This is a genomic window from Pseudomonas sp. TWP3-2 (assembly GCF_049897765.1).
Taxonomy (GTDB): Bacteria; Pseudomonadota; Gammaproteobacteria; order Pseudomonadales; family Pseudomonadaceae; genus Aquipseudomonas.
Genome location: NZ_JAFCWW010000001.1, coordinates 669,322 through 689,255 on the forward strand (window position 1 = coordinate 669,322; position 19,934 = coordinate 689,255).

Here is a 19,934-nt window from a genome sequence, read left to right on the forward strand (position 1 = left end):
AAGACTCGTAGGAATCTTCCGCCCTCAACCAAGCGTAGGCGCTGTAGGTGAGGCCGTCGAATCGGCCAGGTGCAATTCAGCGTTTGTTGCCGCCCAGGGCGCCAGTCAGGCCGCCGAGTACGCCGCCCAGTCCGCCACCGGTGCCGCCAGCAGTACCGCCGTTGACCAGCCCGCCGACAGCGGTGACGGTGTTACCGACTGTGGTGACCGTGTTGCCGACGGCGGTCACTACCGGATTGGCGTTGGTCCCGGCGATGGCACCACCGAGGTTGCCGACAGCGCCGCCGACCTGGCCGGTCAGGCTTGCGACCGGACTGCCGACGCCGGTAACCGCGCCGACGCTCTGGGTCAGGTTGGTGACGGTGGTGGTGACCGGGGCCAGCGCGCCGCCAACGTTAGTGGTGAGTGATGCCAGCGGGGCCGTGGTGGTGGTAATCGGCGTGCCTGAGCCGCCAAGTGCGGTGTTGAGCGAAGACACTACGTTGCCGGCCGAGGCCAGGACGTTGCCGGGCGCTGCGAGGGTGCTGTTGCCGGCGCTCAGGCCAGCGCCGACATTGACTGCCGCGCCACCCACGGTTTGCAGCAGACCCGTACCGCCAAGGCCACCGCCAATACCGCCTCCGGTGCCTGAACCTGTGCCGTTGGCCACCAGACCGCCAGCCTTGCCGACTGCCGTGCCGACATTGCTCAGCGCGCCGCCGACGGTGTTGGTCAGCGCGTTGCCGTTGCCGGCACCGGTGACTTTGTCGCCCACGCCGTCGACGGTCACGCCGACTTTCTGGATCAGACCATTGAGGGGCGCGCCGAGACCCGTGGCACTGCCGAGTTTGTCGGTGGTGCTCTCCACCATGGCGATCACCGGCACCAGTTTGCCGCTGACCTGGGTGGTCAACGAGCCGAGCGGCCCGGTGGTAGTGGCAGTGCTGAGGGTGTCGCCGAGCATCGTGACTTTTTCGCCTACGCCGTTGAGGACCGGTGCCACTTTTGTCACTACGCCGCCGACCACCGGGATGCTGTTAGTGGCGGTTGCCAGCTTGCCGCTGACGTCCGACACGCCGTTGCCGACATCCTGTACCACGCCGCCGACTGCTGATGCCGTGACGCCCACTCCATTGGGGGTGCTAGCCAGTTTGCCAATACCGTTGGCTACGCCGTCCCCCAGCGTGCTGACGACATTGCCAGCGGTGTTGGCGGCGCTTTGCACAACGCCGCCAACCACTGGAACCATGCTGAGCGAGTCACCGATCTGCCCGACACCGTCGCCGACGCCGCTGACGGTATTGCCGACATCCTGTACGAGTGTCGTGGTAACCAGCGAAGGTGTAGTCGGATTGGTCGGGTTGGTCGGATCCGTAGGGTTGGTGGGGTTGGTCGGATTGGTAGGGTTGGTGGGAGTGGTGGGATTGGTAGTCCCACCGGTGCCTCCGGTTCCGCCAGTACCTGCAGTACCGTCGGTTCCGCCGGTGCCACCCGTGCCTCCGGTTCCGCCAGTGCCTGCCGTACCGTCGGTGCCACCGGTACTACCCGTTCCGCCGGTGCCGCCAGTCCCGGTCGTACCATCTGTACCGCCAGTGCCAGCCGTCGAATCGCTCGGAGAAGAGCTGCCTGAGCTGCTTTTATGGCCGCCACCGCCGCTGCTGCAACCGGTGAGGCCGAGGGAGAGGATCAATGCCAGAGCGATTGCCGATTTGCACCACACTTGAGTTTTCATGATTGAGATTCCTGCACCTTGTCACAACGTTCGTTGTATTCGATGGCTCGCCGATTCTGTTGGCGGCAATGCCTTCGTCCGTTGTGCTCATCTCATTCGCAAGGCTGGATCCAGACCATTCTCAAGTTGGTATTAACGCCTTTATATAGGGATGGGAAATTGCTGCCTAAGGACTAATACCGAGGATATAAACACGCAAAAAAAAGCCTTGAGAATCAAGGCTTGGAGTTGGTTTCAGTAATTTGCGATGCGCGAAAAAACTTAAGTGATATATACACAATTAACAGGCGTTTATTGTGTAGCCATCAGGCAATCGGCTGCCATTTGCCGACCATGTGCTCCAGCTCACCAGCGCCGATCAAGCGCAATTCACCGCTCGATCCGGCCGCGCTGGCGAACAGTGAAACCTCGCTCGGCAGGCGCACCGGTTTACGAAAATGCACGGCGATTTCCAGGTTGGCTTTGGGCAGGTGATCACTCAGCGCGGCGAGTGTCCGCGCCTTGTTCCACAGGCCGTGGGCAATCGCGCTGGGGAAACCGAACAGCTTGGCGCTGGCGGCGCTCAGGTGTATCGGGTTGTAGTCGCCGGAGACCTTGGCGTATTGCCGGCCGATGTCGGCCGGAGCTTGCCATTGCGCCACTTGCAGCAGTGGCAAGGTCGGCTCCCAGGTCTGCTCGACCGGCTCGCCTTCAAGTTTCACGCCGCGACAGAGCATCTGGCTTTCGGCTTCCCACAATGGCCCGAGCTGATCATCGAGAGTGGTCAGCAAATCGAAGGTCGCGCCTTTCGGATGCGCTTGCAGATTGCTCACGCGCACACTGACTTGCGCGCGGCTGATCCCGCCCATCGGCCGCAATACACGAATGCGGTTGCTCAAATGAATCAAGCCGAGCAGCGGAAAAGGAAACTCTTTGGCTGTGAGCAATTGCATCTGCAAGGCGAACGCGAGGATGTGTGGATAAGTTGGCGGCAGCAGGCCATCGTCGGCAAAGCCGCAGACCTTTCGATAGTCCGCCAGACGTTTGCCATCGACATTCACCAGGCAGCGCAGTGCGCTGTCGGGCAACGTGGTCCCGGTGATTTTGCGCCGGGACGCGGCCCGGACATACAAGCCGGGCAAGCTCGGTTCACGCGCTAATGTTTGCCATTCGATGCTCATGGTCAGGCCCCCAGAACGCTTTGGCCGCACACACGCAACGCCTGCCCGGTAAACGCGCCGGTGCCCGGTTGCGCCAGCCACGCCACAGCTTCGGCGACGTCCTGCGGCAGGCCACCCTGACCGAGCGAACTCATGCGTCGTCCGGCTTCACGCAGGCCGAACGGAACGCGTGCGGTCATCTGGGTTTCGATGAAGCCCGGCGCCACGGCATTGATGCTGATACCGCGTTCCAGCAGGGTTGGCGCCCAGGCTTGCGCTAGGCCAATCAACCCGGCCTTGCTCGCCGCATAGTTGGTCTGCCCGCGATTGCCGGCGATGCCGCTGATCGAAGCCAGCAGCACCACTCGCGCGTTGTCGCGCAGGGTGCCGCTGTCGAGCAGGGCTTTGGTCAGCACTTGCGGCGCGTTGAGATTGACCGCCAGCACCGCATCCCAGAATTCCGGGGTCATGTTGGCCAGGGTTTTATCGCGGGTGATCCCGGCGTTGTGCACCAGAATGTCGAGACCTTCCGGCAGTTGTTCGATCAATTGCGCGGCGGCGTCTTCGGCGCAGATATCGAGGGTGATGCTGCGCCCGCCAAGTCGCGCGGCGAGGGCGTCGAGATCGGTTTTGGCCGGTGGCACGTCGAGCAGAATGACCTCGGCGCCATCGCGGGCCAGGGTTTCCGCGATCGAGGCGCCGATGCCGCGTGCGGCGCCGGTGACCAGCGCTTTGCGGCCGGCCAGGGGGCGCGTCCAGTCAGTCACAGGTGTGGCGCAAGCCGTCAGACGAATCACTTGTCCGGAGACAAACGCGCTTTTCGGCGACAGGAAAAACCGCAACGGGCCTTCCAGTTGCTCCTCGACACCTTCGCCGACATAGATCAATTGCAGCGTGCCGCCGCTGCGCAGTTCTTTGGCCAACGAACGCGAAAAACCTTCCAGCGCCCGTTGAGCACTGGCGGCAAACGGCTCGCTGAGGGTTTCCGGCGCACGCCCGAGAATCACCAGATGCGCGCTGCTGTCGAGGTTCTTCATCAGTGGCTGAAAAAACTCGCGCAGCTGTTTGAGTTGATCGGTGTGCTGCAAATCGCTGGCGTCGAACACCACGGCTTTGAGCTTGGGGCCGAGGCCGGGAATCCATTGCGTGGCGCTCGCAGGCTCGTCGCCGTAGCGATAAATCCCGTCGGTCAGGCGATTAGCGAAAGTGCTGACGTGCGCGGCCAGCGGTCCGCCCCCGATCAGCAGCGCGCCGTCCACTGGCCGCAGGCGCCCAGCCTCCCAGCGTTCCAGCCGCACCGGCGACGGCAGGCCCAAGGCACCGACCAGACGGTGGCCGATGGACGAGTTGGCGAAGTCGATATACCGGTCAGACATGGAACGCTCTCCAGAAGATGGGGTTCAAAGTGTGGACTGCGTGGGGCAATCAATCGTTCGATCCGCGCAATAAGGCCTACGCTAGAACACTGAGGTTTAGCAGGTCTTGCAGATAAATGCGGAAACTGTGGGTGCGAACCTGTGGCGAGGGGATTTATCCCCGTTGGGTGGCGAAGCCGCCCCAAATCCGCAATCGCAGTGAATCTGGCAAAACGCATGCACAGATTTCACGACTGCTGCGCAGCCGAACGGGGATAAATCCCCTCGCCACAAGGACCGCGTATTGGGTTTCAGATCACAATTAAGGAGCTTTTCATGAGTCAGCTGCGCCGCGTCGCGATCATCGGCGGTAACCGTATCCCTTTCGCCCGCTCCAACGGGCCGTACGCCACTGCCAGTAATCAGGCGATGCTCACCGCCGCACTGGAAGGCCTGATCGAACGCTACAACCTGCACGGCCAGCGCATCGGCGAAGTGGTCGCAGGCGCGGTACTGAAATTGTCACGGGATATGAATCTGACCCGCGAGTGCGTGCTTGGCTCGCGTCTGTCTCCATCGACACCGGCGTATGACATTCAGCAAGCCTGCGGCACCGGTCTGGAAGCTGCGCTGCTGGTGGCAAACAAAATTGCCCTCGGCCAGATCGAATGCGGCATCGCCGGTGGCGTCGACACCACCTCGGACGCACCGATCAGTGTGAGTGAAGGCCTGCGCAGAATTCTCCTGCAAGCCAACCGCGCGAAAACCACCGGCGACAAGCTCAAGGCCTTTCTGCAACTGCGCCCCAAACACCTGATCCCCGACTTGCCGCGCATTGGCGAAGCGCGCACCGGCCTGTCGATGGGCGAACACTGCGAACTGATGGCGCAGACCTGGAATATCCCCCGCGAAGCACAGGATCAACTGACCTTCGAAAGCCACCACAAACTCGCCGAGTCTTACAGCGAGGGTTGGCACAACGATCTGATGACCCCGTTTCTCGGCCTGACCCGCGACAATAATCTACGCCCGGACTTGACCCTGGAAAAACTCGCCACGCTGAAACCGGCCTTCGAGAAAAGTGACAAGGGCACGCTGACCGCCGGCAACTCGACACCGCTGACTGATGGCGCGGCAGTGGTGCTGCTGGGCAGCGAGGAATGGGCCAAGGAGCGCGGCTTGCCGATCCTCGCCTATTTGCGCGACGGCGAAGCGGCGGCGGTGGATTTCGTCAACGGCGCGGAAGGCCTGCTGATGGCCCCGGTGTATGCCGTCCCACGCTTGCTGGCGCGCAACGGTCTGACCCTGCAGGATTTCGACTACTACGAGATTCACGAAGCATTTGCCGCGCAAGTGTTGTGCACGTTGAAGGCCTGGGAAGACGCGGAGTACTGCAAGACTCGTCTGGGGCTGGATGCGCCTCTAGGCTCGATTGATCGCAGCCGGCTGAACGTGAAGGGCAGTTCGCTGGCGGCCGGGCATCCGTTCGCCGCGACGGGCGGGCGGATTGTGGCGAATCTGGCGAAGTTGCTGGATGCGGCGGGGCGCGGGCGCGGGTTGATTTCGATCTGTGCGGCTGGCGGCCAGGGTGTTACTGCGATTATCGAACGCTGAACACGGCCCTCTTGCACACCCGAAATAATCCCGTTGGTCTGACCTCGATCAACCTCAGCCCACTGCCAATGCAGTGGGCTGTCAGTTTTTGTCTGTTGGTGGGCGCGCTGTAGGACGCGCCCGTCAGGCAGTACGACCAATCCTGTAAGCCACTTCCTGAAATCCTCCGGGCAATTGTAGCCACCGGTTCGGCCTCATAAACTCCTGATTCACAAGGAATCGTCTGCGCGCGCCATTGGCCCGTGTGGACCGAGAAGCGGCTTTCTGCCCGTCACGAAAAGGAACGCTACTGATGACCAATACTCGCTTCGCTTTTTTACTGTTGATGTTGACCGCGACGTTGAGCGGTTGCGCGACCAATCCCAACGTATTGCAGATGCATAAAGTCACGGCCGAAACCCTGGGGCTGGCGTCCACCGACGAACTGACCATGGGACCAGTGACCAAAGGCACACCAGACTTCCTCGGTGGCACGCAGTTGACCTTCGAAGCCACCACGGCCAAGGGCCGCAAGTTCAACTGCTCGACTTACATGACGCCAGGCATTCTGTTGGAACCCCCTAAATACTCGCGCCTGACCTGCACGAAATAAACACTAGAAGCGCGTCACCCGTGGCGCGCTTCGATCAGTCTTGAACTGCTGCACAGTTGCATCCAGCTCATTCGCTCTCAATTTCCCTCCCCAGCAGCCGAATTCCTTTGTGTAGAGAGGGATTTGTCCGACAATCGCTCTAACCACTCTCGATGGCGCTCCCTTCCCGGTAAAACGGAGACCAAAACCATTTTCGGTTGTCGATGAGTCGTGAGCCCTCTGTACTGCGTGTCAGATTCTGTCGCAAATGCCCTCAACGCCGGTTGCCAACATTTTGCGCCGGCTCAGCTATGATTCGCAGCGGTCGATTTTTCCGGCACAGTGTGTGCATCCACAGGTTCACAGGTCGGCAACCCCTCCCCGAGACGCGAGGATTGCCGTATAACGAGTGACATTCGCGTGTTTGGCAATACAGGACCCACAATAAAAGCTGATGAAGACTCCAAAACGCATTGAACCCCTGATCGAGGACGGTCTGGTCGACGAAGTGCTGCGCCCACTCATGAGTGGTAAAGAAGCAGCTGTTTATGTGGTGCGCTGCGGTAATCAGTTACGTTGCGCAAAGGTCTACAAGGAGGCGAACAAACGCAGTTTCCGCCAGGCGTCCGAGTATCAGGAAGGGCGCAAGGTACGTAACAGCCGACAGGCTCGGGCCATGGCCAAGGGCTCGAAGTTCGGCAAGAAAGAAACCGAGGACGCGTGGCAGAACGCCGAAGTCGCGGCGCTGTTCCGGCTGGCCGGCGCTGGTGTCCGGGTTCCGCAACCGTACGACTTCCTTGAAGGCGTGCTGTTGATGGAACTGGTAGCCGACGAGTACGGCGATGCCGCGCCGCGTCTGAACGACGTGGTGCTGGAACCGGATCAGGCGCGCGAATATCACGCGTTCCTGATTTCGCAGATCGTGCTGATGTTGTGTACTGGTCTGGTACACGGTGACCTCTCGGAGTTCAACGTGCTGCTGACGCCAACCGGCCCGGTCATCATTGACCTGCCGCAGGCAGTGGACGCGGCGGGCAACAACCACGCGTTCACCATGCTCGAACGTGACGTTGGCAACATGGCTTCGTATTTCGGTCGCTTTGCACCGGAGTTGAAGACGACCAAGTACGCCAAGGAAATGTGGGCGCTGTACGAAGCCGGCACCTTGCACCCGGGCAGCGTACTGACCGGCGAGTTCGACGATCCGGAAGAGCAGGCGGATGTCGGCGGGATCCTGCGCGAGATCGAAGCGGCGCGACTCGATGAAGAGCGCAAGCAGGCGATCCGTGCGGCAGATGACGAGCCCAAGGGCAAGTCGGACGAACCGCCGCCGCCACCGTGGATGCAGTGATTGTGTGAAATGAGAGACCCGGCTTCGGCCGGGTTTTTTGTGGGTGGTTGATTTGGTGGTGGTGTCAGTGGGATTTTTACCCTCACCCCAGCCCTCCCGAAACGTCGGACCGCCCGGAGGGAGAGGGGGCCGATCGAGTTGTTCTTTCCGGGTACATCGACCTGAAAGTACGCGTTGAACTTGAGTTTGTTTTACTGCCAAGGCTCACACGTCACTCATTCTGGAGTTCACCCGGAAAATTTCAGGTCGATGTACCCCGTAAGAACACATCATTCAGTCCCCTCTACCCCTGGGAGAGGGCTAGGGTGAGGGCACGGCTTCCGGATCCATACAAATTAGCGTCTACTGTCCACCGCCCCCAAAACCCACACTCAAGGACTGAATGTGCTCCCACCCCGCAACGCCCACCTGATCATCACCGCCCGCTTGATCTCCGACTTCGGCGCGTTCCTCAACATGGTCGCGCTGGCCACCTACGTCTATCTGCTGAGCAACAGCGCCATGAGCGTCGGGATCTTCCTTGCCAGCCGGGTCGGCGGCGGTATTTTCGCCAGCCTGATCGGCACCGCGTTCTACCGCCGTTGGAGCGGACGCATTCCGCTGATTGCGTTTGATCTGCTGCGCGCGGCGGTGCTCGGCTTGTTGCTGATTCTGCCGGTCAGCCAGCAGGCGCTGTGGTTGCCGGTGATCGCATTCGGCTTGGGTTTCGGCAATTCGATGTTCGCCATCGGCCTCAACAGCCAGTTGCCGCGACTGATCGAACCGGCACAGTTGCTCAAGACCAACGCCTGGATCACTTCGGCGTCGTCGCTGGCGATGGTTGGCGGCAGTCTGGTCTCGGGTTTGCTGGTCGCAGGCTTCGGTTTTGAAACGGTGTTCGCGCTGAACGCGCTGACTTATCTGCTGGCGGCGTTGCTGATTGTGCCGCTGCGTTTCAGCAAACCTGAGCCGGTTGCCGAGGAAAAATCTGAACGCGGCGAATGGTCAGCGCTGATGCAAGGCCTGCGCAGTGCGCCAGTGATTGCCGCAATGCTCGCCGTGACGATGGCCGACACCCTAGGCAGCGCGGCGCATAACGTCGGTTTCCCGATCATCTCGAAACTGCTCACGCCGGATTCAGCCAGCACCACGCTGGGCCTGATGCTGGCAGTCTGGGCGTTGGGAAAACTGCTCGGCGCGCGAATTGCCAGTCGCCTCAAAGGCTCGGAAAACATCAATCTGGAGCGGCGGTTTTTCTGCGGTGTGCTGCTGATGTCCTGCGGGTTCATCCTGATGTTCCAGCAACAGAGCCTTTACGGTTTGCTGCTGTTTTCGCTGCCGGCGGGATTGGGTGATGGTTTTTCCGAAGTCGGCCTGATGTCGCGCCTGCAACGTGAACCTGAGCAACTGCGCCTGCCGATTTTCAGCTTCCTGACGCTTTTGCAAATGACCGGGTTCGGCGTCGGCATGCTGATCGCTGCACCGTTCTATGCTTGGTGGGCGCCGGGTGCCGTGGTCGCGCTGTTCCACGGCATTCCCCTCGGCACGTTGCTACTGATGAAGCTGCTGGCAATCAGGCGCGGGCAGGTTGCGCGCAGCAGCCCGACGCCAATTCCTTGAGGATCGGGCAGTCGGGGCGATGGTCGCCCTGGCAGTGCTCGACCAGGTCCTGCAAGGTGTCGCGCAGTTCGCCGAGCTCGCGAATCTTCTGATTCAACTCATCGATATGCTGGCGCGCCAGTGCCTTCACATCCGCGCTGGCGCGCTGGCGATCCTGCCACAGGGTCAGCAGCTTGCCGACTTCCTCCAGCGAAAAGCCCAGATCACGCGAGCGCTTGATGAACGCCAGCGTGTGCAGGTCGTCATCGCCGTAGATCCGGTAGCCGCTGTCGCTGCGATGTGCCGCTTTGAGCAGGCCGATCGACTCGTAATAGCGAATCATCTTCGCGCTGAGGCCACTGTGGCGGGCCGCTTGGCCGATGTTCATTGCTTGTCCTCCAGATCCTCGGGCTTCCAGGTTTTCAACAGTAGCGCATTGCTCACCACGCTGACGCTCGACAGCGCCATCGCCGCGCCGGCCAGCACCGGGTTGAGAAAGCCGAACGCCGCCAGTGGAATGCCGATCAAGTTGTAGACGAAGGCCCAAAACAGGTTCTGACGGATCTTCGCGTAGGTCTTGCGGCTGATCTCCAGCGCCGCCGGCACCAGCCGTGGATCGCCGCGCATCAGGGTGATCCCGGCCGCGTGCATGGCGACGTCAGTGCCGCCGCCCATGGCGATGCCGGTGTCAGCAGCGGCGAGTGCCGGGGCGTCGTTGATGCCGTCGCCGACCATCGCCACCACGCCGGTTTTTTTCAGCTCGGCGACGGTCGCGGCTTTGTCGGCCGGCAGGACTTCGGCGTGCACGCTGGTGATGCCCAGTGCTTCGGCGACGACGCGGGCGCTGCCACGGTTATCGCCGGTCAGCAGGTGGCTGTGGATATTGCGCTTGGCCAGTTGCTGCACAGCATGCAGGGCGCCGGGTTTGAGCGTGTCGCCGAAGGCGAACAAACCGAGTACGCGTGATGAGGGGCTTTGTTCGATCAGCCACGAGAGTGTGCGGCCCTCGGTTTCCCAGTCTTTGGCGGACTCGGCCAAGGCACCGGCGCTCAGACCGTTCTCGTCGAGCATCCGCCGATTGCCCAGCGCCAGACGCCGACCGTCGAGCGTGCCGGCGATGCCGCGACCGGTCAGCGATTGGCTGTCGCTGACATCTGGCACATGCAGTTCACGTTCGCTGCACGCATCGAGCACGGCTTTGGCCAGTGGATGTTCGCTGCCGCGTTGCAGTGCGCCGGCCAGTTGCAGCAAGGTGTTCTCATCACCGTCGACAGCGCTGAAGTGCGCGATGCGCGGAGTGCCGGAGGTCAGGGTGCCGGTCTTGTCGAACACCACCGTGCTGACTTCATGCGCGCGTTCCAGTGCTTCGGCATCCTTGATCAGAATCCCGTAACGCGCGGCCACGCCAGTGCCGGCCATGATCGCGGTCGGTGTCGCCAGACCGAGGGCGCATGGGCAAGCGATCACCAGCACCGCGACGGCGTTGATCAATGCCACTTCGATGGGCGCGCCGTACAGCCACCAGCCGATCAGTGTCGCGAGGGCGATCACCAGCACGGTCGGCACGAAGACCTGACTGACTTTATCCACCAGTTTCTGGATCGGTGCTTTCGCCGCTTGGGCGTCTTCCACCAGGCGGATGATCCGCGCCAGCACGCTTTCCGCGCCGAGCGCGGTCGTGCGCACCAGCAAGCGACCTTCGCCATTGATCGCGCCACCGGTCACTTTGTCGCCGGGTTGTTTCGGCACTGGCAGGCTCTCGCCGCTGATCAACGCCTCGTCGGCATGGCTCTGGCCTTCGACAACTTCGCCGTCCACCGGGAAGCGTTCGCCGGGTTTGACCAGCACCAGATCGTCAAGACGCAGGGCAGTGATTGCGACATCCTGCTCGCGGCCATCGATGACTTGAATCGCTCGTTCCGGCCGTAAGGCTTCAAGTGCGCGAATGGCGCTGGCGGTCTGGCGTTTGGCGCGGCTTTCGAGGTATTTGCCGAGCAGCACCAGCGCGATGACCACCGCCGAAGCTTCGAAATACAGATGCGGCATGCGCCCGGCGGCGGTGGCCCATTCGTAAATGCTCAAGCCATAACCGGCGCTGGTGCCGAGGGCGACCAGCAAGTCCATGTTGCCGGCGCCGGCGCGCACGGCTTTCCATGCGGCCACGTAAAACCGTGCGCCGAGGATGAATTGCACCGGAGTGGCGAGGGCGAATTGCGCCCAGGCCGGGAGCATCCAGTGAATGCCGAACGGCGCGAGCAACATCGGCAGCACCAGCGGCAAGGCGAGGACGATGGCGCAGATCACCGCCCAGCGTTCATGGTGCAGACGCTGTTGCTGGTCACCGGTTTGCGGCTGTTCAAGGGCAAATTCGCTGGCCGAGTAGCCAGCCTTGGTCACGGCGCCGATCAGAATCTGCGGTGCGACCTCATTGAGCAATTCAACGTGCGCCCGTTCATTGGCGAGGTTGACGCTGACACTTTTCACCCCCGGCACTTTGCTCAAGGCCCGTTCGACCCGACCGGCGCAGGAGGCGCAGGTCATGCCGGCAATCGACAGATCGAAGGTGCTGGAATCGGACATCGGTCTTACTCCCTGTAGAAGATGTCCACAGGATCAACCTTGCCATGCAGGCAAGGTCAAGCATCAAACGCTCAGTAGCCGAGATCAGCACGCTTGAGGTACATGCCTTCCTGCGTCATGGCGATCCGGTACTTCTGCACATCACCCGCTTGCAGTTTGATTTCCTGCGAGCCCGGCGCCAGCAATCCCGGATTGCAACCGGCGACTTGTCCCGGCAGCAATTTCAGGCGCAGCGAGACAGTGCCCGGCGGCAGATTGAATGAAGTGCTCTGTTCCTGAAACAGCCGCGCCGAGAGTTGATCCTGGATATACACGCCGATCTCGCAGTTGGTCGCCACTTCGAGGCGTTCGCGGGAAATGATCAGCACGCCGTAATCTTCCCCGGCGGCATGCACCGAAGGAATAGCGGCAAACAGGCTGAGGAAGCCAAACAGGCTGAAAGCTGACCAGCGCATGCTGAATCTCCTGAGTTTAGGTCATTGATGCACGCAGCTTGGCCGAGCGCGGCGCCGATTGCCAGCCCGGCAGTTTTTTGCAGAACTTGACCTTGCCATCGTGGCAAGCTCGAAACTGCCGGCAACCTCACTCAAGGAGTCATTCCATGCAAGTGTTCAACGTTGAAGGCATGTCCTGCGGTCACTGCGTCAAAGCCGTCACTCAAGCCGTGCAGAGCCTCGATCCTGCCGCCAGTGTGCGAGTCGATCTGGCGGCAAAAGAGGTCGGCGTCGAAAGCGCATTGAGCGCCGAGCAGGTAATCGCCGCGATCAGCGAAGAAGGCTACAACGTCAAACTCGCCTGATTGATTTGATTGTTAGCGAGCTATCGGAATGTTCAAGGCGTCCTCGCGCGGCTAGACTGTCGGCCTGTGGCCCAACTGTCTGCCCAACCTGGACGCCTGATGAACTTCCGTACGATTTTGATTCTCGGTGCCTTGAGCGCCTTCGGCCCGCTGGCGATTGACTTCTATCTGCCGGCATTTCCATCGATGGCACTGGCCTTCGGCACCGATGAAAAGCACGTTCAGCTGACGCTGGCGGCTTACTTTTTGGGCCTGTCCATCGGCCAACTGTTGTACGGCCCGGTGGCTGACCGCTTTGGTCGACGCATTCCGCTGCTGACGGGCGTCGGCCTGTTCACCGTCGCGTCGCTGGCCTGCGCGTATGCGCCGGACCTCGAATGGCTGATCGGCGCGCGCTTCGTCCAGGCCTTGGGCGGCTGCGCGGGCATGGTGATTGCGCGGGCGGTGGTCAGTGACAAGTGCGATGCAGTGGGTTCGGCGAAGGTTTTCTCGCAGTTGATGCTGGTGATGGGCCTGGCGCCGATTCTCGCGCCGATGCTCGGCGGTCTGCTGGTCAACACCACGGGCTGGCAGTCGATCTTCCTCGTGCTCACCGGTTTCAGCGCGCTGGCCGGACTGGCCGTGGCGTTGGGCCTGCCGGAAAGTCTGCCGGCGCATGTGCCGCGCCAACCATTGTCCGGTGCGCTGCGCCAATATGGGCGGTTGATCAAGGATCCGATTTTTATGGGCCACGCCCTGACTGGCGGCATCGCAGTTGCCGGGATGTTTTCCTACATCGCCGGCTCGCCGTTCGTCTTTATCAAACTCTACGGCGTACCTGCAGAACACTTTGGCTGGCTATTCGGCACCAACGCGGCGGGTTTCATTCTGGTGGCGCAGGTCAACGCGCGGCTGCTGGCCAAGCGTGGCCCGGCGTATCTGCTGTCGCGTGCGGTGTGGGTGTATCTGGCGGCAGGCCTGGCGTTGTTGGCAGTCAGCGCGATGCACACCGAGGCATTGTGGCCGCTGCTGATTCCGCTGTTTATCTGCATCGCCAGCCTCGGCTGCATCCTGCCCAACGCCTCGGCCTGTGCGATGAACGGTCAGGGCGCTCGGGCAGGCAGCGCTTCGGCGCTGCTCGGTTGCCTGCAATTCAGCGTGGCGGCCGGCGCGGCGGCGTTGGTCGGGGTGTTGCACGACGGCACGGCCATGCCGATGGCAATGGTCATCAGCCTGTGCGGCGTGTTGGTGGTGAGCGTCGCGATGCTCACCCGACGTTTGCAGAATGCGCGTGCGTTGGCCAAAGCGCAGGCCGAGGCCTGATCTACTGGTCTCAGCCGCTGGCCTCAGCCGGCAGCGCGCTGCTGGTTGGGATCGGGAATCTGATGGGGCGCGTGCAGACGCGCTTCGAGGGTGCGAGTGAAGGCCAAGGCTTCGGCTTCACTGCGGAATGTCACGGCGTGCTGGTCAAGGCGAACTTGCCATTGGGACTTTGCCATTTCTTTTATCAGGATCTTCATTGCTGACCTCCCAAACGTAAAAGATGCACCGCAGAGGTCTGGATTGTAGTCCTGAATACGATCGCAATTGTGACAAGGATCAACTCTCGGACTGACGGCACAATCATCTCGCAGGCCCCGCGCCAGACTCTTTGGTGACGGGCGCAGGCTGCGATTTTCAACTCGTCAGAAACCTTCTAATACAATTTTGCCCTTGGCCGTGCCGCTTTCCAGCAGCGCATGCGCGCGACGCAGGTTGGCCGCGTTGATCGTGCCAAAGTGCTCGCCGACCGTGGTTTTCAATGTCCCGTCGTCAATCAGCTCGGCCACTCGGTTGAGCAGTTTGTGCTGCTGGATCATGTCCGCCGTTTCGAACAGTGAGCGGGTGTACATGAACTCCCAGTGAAGCGACAGGCTCTTGCGCTTGAGCTTGCTCACGTCGAGCGCCTTCGGATCGTCGATCAACGCCAGTTTGCCTTGCGGGGCCAACGCTTCGACCAGTTGATCCAGATGCTGATCGGTCTGGGTCAGGCTGGCGACGTGAGTTACGTGCTCAATGCCGGCGCGTTTCAGCTCTTCGCTCAGCGGCTGGCTGTGATCGATCACCAGGTCAGCGCCGAGTTCGCTGACCCAGTCGCGGGTTTGCGCACGGGATGCAGTGCCGATGACTTTCAGACTGGTCAGTTGGCTGGCGAGTTGGGTCAGAATCGAACCAACCCCACCGGCCGCGCCAACGATCAGCAGGCTCTGGCCTTCGTCCTTTTTACCCTCGCTGATTTGCAAGCGCTCGAACAGCAACTCCCACGCGGTGATGGCGGTCAGCGGCAGGGCGGCAGCTTCGGCGAAACCCAGCGACTTGGGCATATGCCCGACGATCCGCTCATCCACCACGTGCAGTTCGCTGTTGCCGCCAGCCCGGGCGATGGAGCCGGCGTAGAACACCTTGTCGCCAGCCTTGAACAACGTCACTTCGCTGCCGACAGCCTTGACCACACCGGCCACGTCCCAGCCCAGCACTTTCGCCGCGCCGGCTTCAGGCGCGACGTTCTGCCGAACCTTGGTGTCGACCGGATTCACCGAAATGGCTTTGACTTCCACCAACAGGTCGCGCGGGCCGGCGACCGGCTCCGGCAGTTCGATGTCCTGCAGGGATTTGGCGTCGCTGATCGGCAATGAGGCGAAATAGGCGATGGCTTTCATGGATGACTCCGAAAAATTGATAGAAGAAGGATTCAGGCGATAGTGCGCAGGCGCTTGAGTTCGAAGTGCTCAAGGAAGTCGCCGGCCTTGGCGCGGAAGTTCTGCACATGCGCGCTGGCGTCGTGGGCTTGCAAGGCTTCGTCGCTGGCCCAGTGTTCGATCATGTAGAACGCCAGCGGGTTGGCCAGGTCCTGATGCAAATCGTATTGACCGCAACCGGCCTCGACGCGAGTCGGCTCGATCAGCGCCTGCAAGTGCTGCTGGAGCGCATCCTGCTGGCCGGGTTTGGCGATCAGGGTGGCGATGGCGGTGAATGGCTGGGACATGCTCGGCTCCAAATACGGGTTGATGACGTTGGGACGGATGATTGGCTATTTCTCTGCAAGATAAAACCGGCTAAAAGAGCAGTCTCTTTCAATATTATTTTGATAATCGAGGCTGAGATGCTGCGCTTTGACGATTTGCAGTTGTTTGTCCGGGCGGCTGATCTGGGCAGCCTGTCGGCGGCGGCGCGGGTGATGGACATGTCCGCCGCAGTGGCCAGCGCAGCGCTCAAACGCATCGAAGGGCAACTCGGCGCGCGTTTGTTGGCACGTTCCACGCGCAGCCTGCGCCTGACTGCCGAAGGCGAGGGTTTCCTCGAATATGCGCGGGCGGCACTGGGCAGTCTGGATGAAGGCCGGCGTTTGCTCGCCAGCGGTCAGGATCAGGTCAGCGGCATTCTGCAGCTGTCGGCGCCTTCGGATTTTGGCCGTAATCAGTTGCTGCCATGGCTCGACGAGTTTCAGCGTGAACACCCCAAGCTTTCAGTGCGGCTGTTATTGGGCGACCGCATCGCCGACCTGTTCCGCCAACCGGTGGACATCGCCCTGCGTTACGGCGAGCCGGAGGATTCCAGCCTGGTGGCCATGCCAATCGCCCCGAATAATCGCCGGGTGCTGTGCGCTTCGCCCGCCTATCTGACCAGGCATGGTGAGCCGACACAGCTGGAACAACTGGCCCAGCACAATTGCCTGTTGTACATGCTCGGCAGCCGGGTTCACGACTATTGGAGTTTTCACGATGGCAAGCGCGAGGTCGGCCTGACCGTCAGTGGTGACCGCTTCAGCGATGACGCCGATGTGGTGCGGCTATGGGCGGTCGCCGGGGCCGGTATCGCCTACAAATCCTGGCTCGACGTCGCCGAAGATGTGCTCGCCGGGCGCCTGAAAGTGCTGCTGCCGGACCTGCTGTGCGAGCGCGCTCCACTGAATCTGCTGTGCGCCCATCGCGCTCAATTGAGTAAGCCGGTGAACCTTCTGAGGGAGATGCTTGCCAGCCGATGCGCTGATTTAAGTAGTCATTTTCCCGTTTTCTCGAAAGCTGATCATTAGTCGCAGGTAAATAGCGAAATTTCTCTCAGGAACAATCACCACCCACGCCGGCTCGGACGCAGGACGCGGCGAGCAACCCGCTTATACTAGCGCCCGCCTCATGCCTGCACTGGCACCTTGGCCCGGGCACGCTCAGACCGAGCCACCCGGGTGTGATCGAGGGTCGCGCCAGTGCTGCTGATTGTTGCGCACAGTCCGCTGCGTCAGCGGTCTGCCTTGCCTGGGGTGATGGCGATTTCCGCGTCTTGGCCGAGGACTGATTACTGGTCAAGATGTCTGCGAGCAGCAGACGATACGATCCAACAGGGAGTGAATACATGGAACATGCACCTTGCATCAGCCAGATCGCCGCGTTGCTGGCCGATCCCAAACGGAGCGCGATGATGTGGGCGCTGATGGATGGCTCGGCCCGGCAGACCGAGGAGCTGGCCTTGCTGGCGGGGCTGTCGCCGTCTTCGGCCAGCGCGCATCTGGGGCGTCTGTCCGCTGGCGGTCTGCTGAAAGTCGAGGCCCGTGGGCGCAAACGCTTCTTTCGTCTGGCGGCTCCCGAGATCGGCGCAGCCATCGAAGCGCTGGCCAGTGCCACGATCGCCAGCGCTCCGCGAGAGGTTCCCGAAATGTACAAACGCAGCACGCCGATTGCCCGACCGCAGGCGGCGCCTTCCTCATTGTTGCGTGCGCGGTTTTGCGATGACCATTTGGGGGGGACGCTGGCAGCTGACCTTTACCAGCGCCTGCTTGACTCCAGGTGGATCGAGCAGCTCGAGCATCGAGTGGTAGTCACGCACAAGGGGTCGACGCAACTGGCCAAGCGTGGGGTGTTCATTCAGGCGTTGGCGCACCGTAATGCACAGGTGGCTTGCGCCTGCCCGGACTGGAGCGAGCGCCGCCCGCACATGGGTGGCTCGCTGGGCGCGGCACTGTTGCAGCTGTTCATGCAATCGGGATGGTTGATGCTGCCCAATGATTCTCGCGCCTTGCAGCTGACAGATGCCGGGCAGCGCGAGATTCATCGTTTCGCCAAGGAAACCGAGCTGGAAATGGCGCTGTAACGCGCCGTGCTTACGGCTTGACCAGTCGCGCATCCAGGCTGTTCTGCGCCAGGCGTCTGGCCTGATCCTGGGTCATGCCCAAGTGCGTGTGCAGCGCGTGGAAGTTCTCGGTGACGTAACCGCCGAAGTACGCCGGGTCATCGGAATTGACCGTGACTTTCACACCGCGCTCGAGCATGTCGAGGATGTTGTGCTGGGACATGTGATCGAACACGCAAAGCTTGGTGTTCGACAGCGGGCACACGGTCAGCGGGATCTGCTCGTCGATGATGCGCTGCATCAGGCGTTCGTCTTCGATGGCGCGCACGCCATGGTCGATACGCTGGATTTTCAGCAGGTCGATGGCTTCCCAGATGTATTCCGGCGGGCCTTCTTCGCCGGCGTGGGCCACGGTCAGGAAGCCCTCGTGACGAGCACGGTGGAACACGCGCTGGAACTTGCTCGGCGGATGGCCCATCTCGGAGCTGTCGAGGCCGACGGCGACAAACGCATCGCGGAACGGCAGCGCCTGGTCGAGGGTTTTCTGCGCTTCGTCTTCGCTCAAATGGCGCAGGAAGCTCAGGATCAAACCGCTGGTAATCCCCAGTTGCTGCTCGCCATCCTTCAATGCGGCGGCGATACCGTTGAGCACCACTTCGAACGGAATGCCACGGTCGGTGTGGGTCTGCGGATCGAAGAACGGTTCGGTGTGGATCACGTTCTGTTCTTTACAGCGCAGCAGGTATGCCCAGGTCAGGTCGTAGAAATCCTGCGAGGTACGCAGCACGTCAGCGCCCTTGTAGTACAGGTCGAGAAACTCTTGCAGGTTGTTGAAGGCGTAAGCCTTGCGCAGGGTTTCGACGTCGTCCCACGGCAGGGCGATCTTGTTGCGTTCGGCCAGGGCGAACAGCAGCTCTGGCTCGAGCGAGCCTTCGAGGTGCAGGTGCAGTTCAGCCTTGGGCAGGGCGTTCAGCCAGTCGTACATATTCTTTTCTCATCAGGTGCAGATGGCGGGCATTCTACAGATGCGCGCGGAAACAATTGGCAAAACCTGACCAGACGATCCATCACGATGCTTGCTGCTCACGGCGATAGGCGTAGGTATCGGCGAAACGTGACAGCAGGAATTCAGCGCAGGTGGTGGTGGGATATTTCGCCGGATGCTCGGCGTCCTGGCAGCCGGGCAGGCATTCGATGCGGGTGTCCGGATGCGGTTCGGCGAAGAACGGCATCGAGTAGCGGTCCACGCCCAGCGGGCTGATCACCCGATGCGGGGTCGAACGATATCGGTCGTTGCTCCAGCGCGCCATCATGTCGCCGAGGTTGACCACGAACGTGCCGTCGATCGGTGGTGCGTCGATCCACTGACCCTTTACGTTCTTCACTTGCAGGCCGCCGGCGCTGTCTTGATACAGCAGCGTGATGCAGCCGTAATCAGTGTGCGCGCCGGCGCCTTGCTGTTCGGCGGAGCTTGCGGTGTGGCGGGGCGGGTAATGGATCATGCGCAGGACGCTGACGGGTTCATTGAAGCGCGTGTCGAAGAAGTCCGGTTCGATATTCAGCGCCAGGGTCATGGCCCGCAGCAGGGTTTGCGCGAGGGCCTGCATGTCGAGGTAATGCTGTTCCATCAGCGCTTCCCAGCCTTCTTGGGCCGGGTGACGGTTGGGTCCGCGCAACGGTTTTTCCGCCAGCACTTCGGGATGATCGGCCGGCAAGTGCAGGCCCATGTCGAAGGTTTCTTTCAGATCGCTGGGTTTGTCCGGGTCGAGTTGTTCGGTGGCGATGGCGCCGTAGCCACGGTGATGGCGGGTCTGGGTGATGTCGATCTTGAGTTTTTCGGCAGCGGGCAGGGCGAAGAAGCGTTGTGCGTGGTCGAGCAGGGCGGCGATGCGCTGCGCTGAAATCGGATGGCCCTTGATGTAAAAGAAACCCCATTCGCGGCAGGCGTGGTCGATTTGGTTCGCCACCGAGTTCCACGCTTGTTGATCGTGACTGTAGAGCGGACTGATGTCGATGATGGGAAGACTGTTCATACGTTTTCCTGAAGAAACACAGACTGAAGAACGCTAAAGACCCCTGTGGGAGCTGGCTTGCCAGCGATGGCGGTCTACCAGACAACAATGATGTCGAATGTGATTGCCTCATCGCTGGCAA

19 protein-coding genes are annotated in these 19,934 nt (G+C 61.4%); 8 read left to right on the plus strand and 11 right to left on the minus strand.

The window, feature by feature from the left end; all coding sequences use genetic code 11:
- Positions 1 to 76: 76 nt before the first annotated feature.
- The 3 genes from ACP7EE_RS02960 to ACP7EE_RS02970 all read right to left on the minus strand — a co-directional run bounded on the left by ACP7EE_RS02960 (position 77) and on the right by ACP7EE_RS02970 (position 4,226).
- Positions 77 to 1,711 (minus strand): collagen-like triple helix repeat-containing protein, encoded by a 1,635-nt coding sequence (locus ACP7EE_RS02960; RefSeq protein WP_426233357.1) that lies wholly within the window; start codon positions 1,709 to 1,711, stop codon positions 77 to 79.
- 305 nt (positions 1,712 to 2,016) lie between these two features.
- Complete coding sequence (locus ACP7EE_RS02965; protein WP_426233359.1) at positions 2,017 to 2,871, minus strand: MaoC family dehydratase; 855 nt, start codon at positions 2,869 to 2,871, stop codon at positions 2,017 to 2,019.
- A gap of 2 nt (positions 2,872 to 2,873) precedes the next feature.
- Positions 2,874 to 4,226 carry a 3-oxoacyl-ACP reductase gene (locus ACP7EE_RS02970; RefSeq protein ID WP_426233361.1) on the minus strand — a complete coding sequence of 451 codons (1,353 nt, stop codon included), beginning with the start codon at positions 4,224 to 4,226 and terminating at the stop codon, positions 2,874 to 2,876.
- A 315-nt stretch (positions 4,227 to 4,541) separates the two neighbouring features.
- Here ACP7EE_RS02970 and ACP7EE_RS02975 point away from each other — a divergent pair, with 315 nt between their 5' ends.
- The 4 genes from ACP7EE_RS02975 to ACP7EE_RS02990 all read left to right on the plus strand — a co-directional run bounded on the left by ACP7EE_RS02975 (position 4,542) and on the right by ACP7EE_RS02990 (position 9,340).
- Positions 4,542 to 5,819 carry an acetyl-CoA C-acetyltransferase gene (locus ACP7EE_RS02975; RefSeq protein ID WP_426233363.1) on the plus strand — a complete coding sequence of 426 codons (1,278 nt, stop codon included), beginning with the start codon at positions 4,542 to 4,544 and terminating at the stop codon, positions 5,817 to 5,819.
- A gap of 292 nt (positions 5,820 to 6,111) precedes the next feature.
- On the plus strand, positions 6,112 to 6,411 hold the full coding sequence (locus tag ACP7EE_RS02980) for a hypothetical protein (protein WP_426233365.1): 300 nt from the start codon (positions 6,112 to 6,114) through the stop codon (positions 6,409 to 6,411).
- Between the two features lie 433 nt (positions 6,412 to 6,844).
- Positions 6,845 to 7,741 (plus strand): PA4780 family RIO1-like protein kinase, encoded by an 897-nt coding sequence (locus tag ACP7EE_RS02985; protein WP_426233367.1) that lies wholly within the window; start codon positions 6,845 to 6,847, stop codon positions 7,739 to 7,741.
- A 384-nt stretch (positions 7,742 to 8,125) separates the two neighbouring features.
- Entirely contained in the window at positions 8,126 to 9,340 is a 1,215-nt protein-coding gene (locus tag ACP7EE_RS02990) for an MFS transporter (protein WP_426206039.1), read from the plus strand.
- Here the strand turns inward: ACP7EE_RS02990 and cueR are convergent.
- The 3 genes from cueR to ACP7EE_RS03005 form a co-directional block, all read right to left on the minus strand.
- Positions 9,294 to 9,707: a Cu(I)-responsive transcriptional regulator gene (cueR, locus tag ACP7EE_RS02995; RefSeq protein WP_420647136.1), complete on the minus strand. Its 414-nt coding sequence runs from the start codon at positions 9,705 to 9,707 to the stop codon at positions 9,294 to 9,296. The two genes, ACP7EE_RS02990 and cueR, sit on opposite strands and share 47 nt — an antisense overlap.
- The gene (locus tag ACP7EE_RS03000) at positions 9,704 to 11,899 is read right to left on the minus strand and encodes a heavy metal translocating P-type ATPase (protein ID WP_426233370.1); all 2,196 of its coding nucleotides are present in this window, start codon (positions 11,897 to 11,899) and stop codon (positions 9,704 to 9,706) included. Before ACP7EE_RS03000 ends, cueR begins: the two co-directional genes overlap by 4 nt.
- Positions 11,900 to 11,970: 71 nt before the next feature.
- Complete coding sequence (locus ACP7EE_RS03005) at positions 11,971 to 12,354, minus strand: hypothetical protein (RefSeq protein WP_420647138.1); 384 nt, start codon at positions 12,352 to 12,354, stop codon at positions 11,971 to 11,973.
- Positions 12,355 to 12,500: 146 nt separating this feature from the next.
- On the opposite strand from ACP7EE_RS03005, the gene ACP7EE_RS03010 reads away from it, so the two are divergent.
- Positions 12,501 to 12,698 carry a heavy-metal-associated domain-containing protein gene (locus tag ACP7EE_RS03010; protein ID WP_426206035.1) on the plus strand — a complete coding sequence of 66 codons (198 nt, stop codon included), beginning with the start codon at positions 12,501 to 12,503 and terminating at the stop codon, positions 12,696 to 12,698.
- A 99-nt stretch (positions 12,699 to 12,797) separates the two neighbouring features.
- Positions 12,798 to 14,000: a multidrug effflux MFS transporter gene (locus ACP7EE_RS03015; RefSeq protein WP_420647140.1), complete on the plus strand. Its 1,203-nt coding sequence runs from the start codon at positions 12,798 to 12,800 to the stop codon at positions 13,998 to 14,000.
- 23 nt (positions 14,001 to 14,023) lie between these two features.
- On the opposite strand, the gene ACP7EE_RS03020 is transcribed toward ACP7EE_RS03015, so the two are convergent.
- From ACP7EE_RS03020 to ACP7EE_RS03030, 3 genes are all read right to left on the minus strand, one after another.
- Entirely contained in the window at positions 14,024 to 14,197 is a 174-nt protein-coding gene (locus ACP7EE_RS03020) for a hypothetical protein (RefSeq protein WP_426206033.1), read from the minus strand.
- 165 nt (positions 14,198 to 14,362) lie between these two features.
- Positions 14,363 to 15,376, minus strand: coding sequence for a zinc-binding alcohol dehydrogenase family protein (locus ACP7EE_RS03025; protein WP_426233372.1), 1,014 nt, complete (start codon positions 15,374 to 15,376; stop codon positions 14,363 to 14,365).
- A gap of 32 nt (positions 15,377 to 15,408) precedes the next feature.
- On the minus strand, positions 15,409 to 15,702 hold the full coding sequence (locus tag ACP7EE_RS03030; RefSeq protein WP_426233374.1) for a putative quinol monooxygenase: 294 nt from the start codon (positions 15,700 to 15,702) through the stop codon (positions 15,409 to 15,411).
- Positions 15,703 to 15,819: 117 nt separating this feature from the next.
- On the opposite strand from ACP7EE_RS03030, the gene ACP7EE_RS03035 reads away from it, so the two are divergent.
- Positions 15,820 to 16,749, plus strand: a complete 930-nt coding sequence (locus ACP7EE_RS03035) for a LysR family transcriptional regulator (protein ID WP_426233376.1) — start codon at positions 15,820 to 15,822, stop codon at positions 16,747 to 16,749.
- A 317-nt stretch (positions 16,750 to 17,066) separates the two neighbouring features.
- Entirely contained in the window at positions 17,067 to 17,801 is a 735-nt protein-coding gene (locus ACP7EE_RS03040) for an ArsR/SmtB family transcription factor (protein WP_420647145.1), read from the plus strand.
- Between the two features lie 10 nt (positions 17,802 to 17,811).
- Here the strand turns inward: ACP7EE_RS03040 and ACP7EE_RS03045 are convergent, their stop codons facing one another.
- Together ACP7EE_RS03045 and ACP7EE_RS03050 are read right to left on the minus strand one after the other, a co-directional pair.
- On the minus strand, positions 17,812 to 18,765 hold the full coding sequence (locus ACP7EE_RS03045) for an adenosine deaminase (protein ID WP_426233378.1): 954 nt from the start codon (positions 18,763 to 18,765) through the stop codon (positions 17,812 to 17,814).
- An 82-nt stretch (positions 18,766 to 18,847) separates the two neighbouring features.
- Complete coding sequence (locus ACP7EE_RS03050; protein ID WP_426233380.1) at positions 18,848 to 19,813, minus strand: 2-oxoglutarate and iron-dependent oxygenase domain-containing protein; 966 nt, start codon at positions 19,811 to 19,813, stop codon at positions 18,848 to 18,850.
- Between the last annotated feature and the right edge of the window lie 121 nt (positions 19,814 to 19,934).